The following is a 5,227-nucleotide window of genomic DNA, read 5'->3' on the forward strand; positions in this document are numbered from 1 at the left end:
CTCCTCCACCCCACCCTCGACACCCCCACCCCCCACCTCCCCTTCACCTTCACCGGCATCACCCTCCACACCCCACCCCCCACCGGCCCCGTCGAGGCATATGAGGCATTTGTGGACGCCGCGACAGGCGGCATCACCCTCACCGACACCGACGGCGAGATCCTCGCCCGGATCGAGGGGGTGACCCTGCGCCCGTCGCAGACCACCGACTCCGCCCTGCACACCCTGGACTGGGTGGAGCCGGACACCCGGAGCGACGACGACACCCCCTCCCGCTGGGTGCTGATCGAGACCGGCGCGCCCCACTCGGCACCGATCGACGCCTACCCCGCCATCCATCCCGACCTGGCCTCCCTGCCCGCCGACGAGCCGATCACCGCCGTCCTGCCCCTGGCCACCGCTGCTGCCGCTGCCGCCAGCGCTGCCGCTGCCGACACTGCTGCCGCTGCCGTCGACGCCCCGCGCACGGCGCTCGACGCCGTCCGGGACTGGGTGTCCGCACCGCTGCACGCCGGGAGCCGGCTGGTGGTGGTCACCGAAGGTGAGGCGGGTGCACTGTACGCGGCGGCGGCCCGAGGGCTGCTGCTGTCGGCGGCGACCGAGCATCCGGGGCGGGTGATGGTCGCGGACCTGGACGCCGACCCGCTGTCCTGGCGGGCGTTGCCCGGCGCGGTGACCGGGGCCGTGGCCGAGGGTGAGCCGCAGGTCAGGATCAGGGCGGGCCGGGTGTCGGTACCCCGGCTGCGGCCGGTGACGCCGACCGGGACCGGACAGCCCCCGGGATCCGCCGTCCCCTTCGGACCCGAGGGCACGGTCCTGGTGACCGGTGGCACCGGTCGGCTGGGCGCTCTGCTCGCCCGGCATCTCGTCGAGCGCCATGGCGTCCGGCATCTACTGCTGACGAGCCGTCAGGGCCCATCCGCTCCCGGTGCGGACGAGTTGGCGGCCGAACTGGCGGCGGCGGGGGCCGAGGTCAGGATCGTGGCCTGCGACGCCGCCGACCGGGAGGCGCTGGGCGCGGTGCTGGCGACCGTACCTCGGGCGCATCCGCTGGCCGGGGTGGTGCACACGGCCGGGGTGCTGGACGACGGTGTGGTGGAGCAGTTGACGGCGGAGCGGCTGGCGCGGGTGTGGCGGCCGAAGGCGGAGGCGGCGCTGCTGCTGGACGAGCTGACCCGGGATCTGGAGTTGCGGGCGTTCGTGCTGTTCTCGTCGGTGTCCGGGCTGATCGGCGCCGCCGGGCAGGCCAACTACGCCGCCGCCAACGCCTTCCTGGACGCCCTCGCCGCCCGGCGCCGGGAGTCGGGGCGCGCGGCGACCTCGCTGGCCTGGGGGCTGTGGGGCGGTGAGGGCGGTATGGCCGGGGCGCTGGGCGCGTCGGACGTGGCCCGGTTCGCGCAGGTCGGGGTGGCGCCGCTCGATCCCCGGGAGGGGCTCGCACTGTTCGACGCGGCGGTGGGCCGTCCCGAGGCGCTGCTGTCGCCGCTGCGACTGGACCGGGGGGCGCTGCGATCCCGGGTGACGGCCGGGGAGCCGGTGCCCGCGGTGCTGCGGGGCCTGGTGGGAGGTGCGGGCAGGCCCTCGGTGTCCGATGCCGGGGCGTCGACCCTGGCGGGTCGGCTGGCCGGGGCTTCGGCGGTGGAGCGCAGACGGCTGCTCACCGATCTGGTGCGGACCCGCGCGGCGGAGGTGCTGGGCTTCGGTGAACGCGGCGGGATCGCGCTGGACCGTACCTTCAAGGAACTGGGTTTCGACTCACTGACCTCGGTGGAACTGCGCAACCGCCTGAACTCGGCGACCGGGCTGCGCCTTCCGGCCCCGGTCATCTTCGACCACCCCACCCCGGAGTCCCTGGCGGACCACCTGGCCGACCTCCTCCAGCCGGAGCAACGCCCCCAGACACCCGCCCCCGCAACCCCCCAACCGAACGACGACGAAGACGATCTCATCGCGGTAGTCGGCATCGGCTGCCGCTTCCCCGGCGGCATCACCACCCCCGACCAGCTCTGGCAACTCCTCGCCAACGGCGAACACGCCATCACCGACTTCCCCACCAACCGGGGCTGGCCCACCAACCTCCACCACCCCGACCCCCACCACCCCGGCACCACCTACACCAACCAAGGCGGCTTCCTCCACGACGCCGACCAGTTCGACGCAGAATTCTTCGGCATCTCCCCCCGAGAAGCCCTCGCCATGGACCCCCAACAACGCAGCCTCCTCGAAACCACCTGGCACACCCTCGAACACGCCGGAATCAACCCCACCACCCTCCACAACACCCCCACCGGCGTCTACGTCGGCCTGATGTACCACGACTACGCCCCGGCGGCCGGTCAGATGCCGGAGGACCTGGAAGGGCTGCTGCTCACCGGAAACCTGGGGAGTGTGCTGTCGGGCAGGCTGGCCTACCACTTCGGCTTCACCGGCCCCGCACTCACCCTGGACACCGCCTGCTCCTCGTCTCTGGTAGCCATCCACACCGCCGCACAAGCCCTCCGCAACAACGAATGCACCCTCGCCCTCGCCGGCGGCACCACCATCATGTCCACCCCCGGCACCTTCATCGAATTCAGCCGACTCCAAGGACTCTCCCCCGACGGACACTGCCGCTCCTTCTCCACCCACGCCAACGGCACCGGCTGGTCCGAAGGCACCGCACTCCTCCTCCTCGAACCCCTCACCCAAGCCCGAAAGAACAACCACACCATCCACGCCCTCATCAAAGCCACCGCAACCAACCAGGACGGACCCTCCAACGGACTCACCGCCCCCAACGGCCAAGCACAACAACACCTCATCACCCACACCCTCACCACCGCCCACCTCACCCCCCACCACATCGACGCCATCGAAGCCCACGGCACCGCCACCCCCCTCGGCGACCCCATCGAGATCGAGGCGTTGCACGCCACCTACGGCCGGGACCGGGAGCGTCCGCTGTGGCTGGGGTCGCTGAAGTCGAACCTGGGCCATATGCAGGCGGCGGCCGGGGTCGGCGGCGTCATCAAGATGATCGAGGCGATGCGCCACGAGACCCTCCCCCGCACCCTGCACGCCGAGGAACCCACCGAGCACTTCGACTGGGCGTCCAGCCCGATCCGGTTGCTCGGCGAGGCCCAGCCCTGGCCGCGCGACCCGGACCGCCCACGCCGCGCCGCCATCTCCTCCTTCGGCATCAGCGGCACCAACGCCCACCTCATCCTCCAAGAACCCCCATCCACCCCGCCCGCTCCTGAACCCACCACACCACCTCTCACCCCCTACATCCTCACCGCGAAGACGCCCACCGCCCTCACCACCCACGCCCAACAACTCCACACCCACCTCACCACCCACCACCCCCACCCCACCCACACCGCCCACACCCTCACCACCCGCACCCACCACCCCCACCGAGCCGTCATCCTCACCACCGACCACCCCCACGAACCCCTCACCCACCTCACCACCCACACCCCCCACCCCCACCTCACCACCACCCCCGAGCCCGCCAAGTCCCGCAAACCGGTGTTCGTGTTCCCTGGGCAGGGGTCGCAGTGGGAGGGGATGGCCAGGGAACTGATGGACACCTCGGAGGTGTTCGCGGCGGCGATGCGGGAGTGTGCCGACGCCCTCGCGCCGCACACCGACTGGGAGTTGACGGCGGTGGTGACCGGCGCGCCCGGTGCCGCCTCCCTGGACCGGGTGGACGTGGTCCAGCCCGCGCTGTTCGCAACGATGGTGTCGCTGGCGGCGGTCTGGCGGTCGTACGGGGTCGAACCGGCGGCCGTGGTGGGGCATTCGCAGGGGGAGATCGCCGCCGCGTGTGTGGCGGGGATCCTGTCGCTGGAGGACGCGGCGCGGGTCGTGGCGCTGCGCAGCCGGGCTCTGCTGCGGCTGGCGGGGCGCGGCGGGATGATGTCGGTGCCGCTGCCCAGGGACGAGGTCCGGACGCGGCTGGAGCGCTGGGCGGGGCGGTTGTCGGTGGCGGCGGTCAACGGGCCCCGGTCGACGGTGGTCTCGGGCGCGGCGGACGCGATCGGCGCGCTGCACGAGGAGCTGACCGGGGCGGGGGTGAAGGCTCGGGTCATTCCGGTGGACTACGCCTCGCACTCGGCGCAGGTGGACGAGGTGCGGGCGGAGCTGGCCGGGTCGCTGGCCGGGATCGCGCCGCGTCCGGCGCGGGTGCCGCTGTTCTCGACGGTGACCGGTGACTGGCTGGCCGAGGGCGCCGCCGACACCGCGTACTGGTTCCGCAATCTGCGGGACACGGTACGGCTGGAGGAGGCGGTGGGACGGCTGCTGGAGGAGCGGTTCGACGCGTTTCTGGAGATGAGCCCGCATCCGGTGCTGACAGTGGGGGTGCAGGAGACGGTAGACGAGGCCGGGGCCGACGCGGTGGTGGGCGGGTCGCTCCGCCGGGACCGGGGCGGGCCGGAACAGTTGCTGGCTTCGATGGCGCAGGCGTTCGTGCGGGGTGTCGAGGTCGACTGGACGCGGCACTTCGCGGGCACCCACGCCCGGCACATCGACCTCCCCCACTACCCCTTCCAGCGCCAACGCCACTGGCTCACACCCCCCGCAGACACCGGCCCCACAGCGACCGGCCTCACCCCGACCGACCACCCCTTCCTCACCGCCACCACCACCCTCCCCGACACCGGGGCCACCCTCTACACCGGCACCATCGACCCCGACCAGCACCCCTGGCTGACGGACCACACCATCAACGGCACCCCCCTCCTCCCCGGCACCGCCCTCCTCGACCTCGCCCTCCACACCAGCGGCACACACCACATCGAAGAACTCACCCTCACCGCCCCCGTCCCCCTCACCACCCCCCTCGACCTGCAAGTCCACACCACCGCGACCACCCTCACCATCCACACCCGCCCCACCCACACCGACACCCCCTGGACCACCCACGCCACCGCCACCCTCACCCCCCACCCACCAACCACCAACCCGGCGCCCCCCACACCCCACCCCGAAGCCGAACCCCTCGACACCGACGACCTCTACGACCGCTACGCCACGGCCGGTTACACCTACGGCCCCACCTTCCGCCGCCTGACCCACCTCACCCGGCACAAGACCCACTACCACGCCCATCTCACGCAACCCCCCACCACCCACCACAAACCCTTCCGCCTCCACCCCGCCCTCCTCGACGCAGCCCTCCACCCCCTCCTCCACCCCACCCTCGACACCCCCACCCCCCACCTCCCCTTCACCTTCACCGGCA

1 protein-coding gene is annotated in these 5,227 nt (G+C 72.3%); it reads left to right on the forward strand.

The genetic code is table 11. From position 1 onward, the window contains the following. Positions 1-5,227 (forward strand): type I polyketide synthase (locus AB0O01_RS36430; RefSeq protein WP_365320416.1); only part of this gene is annotated, 5,227 nt, incomplete at both ends.

The organism is Streptomyces sp. NPDC093252, from assembly GCF_040683675.1.
Taxonomy (GTDB): domain Bacteria; phylum Actinomycetota; class Actinomycetes; order Streptomycetales; family Streptomycetaceae; genus Streptomyces.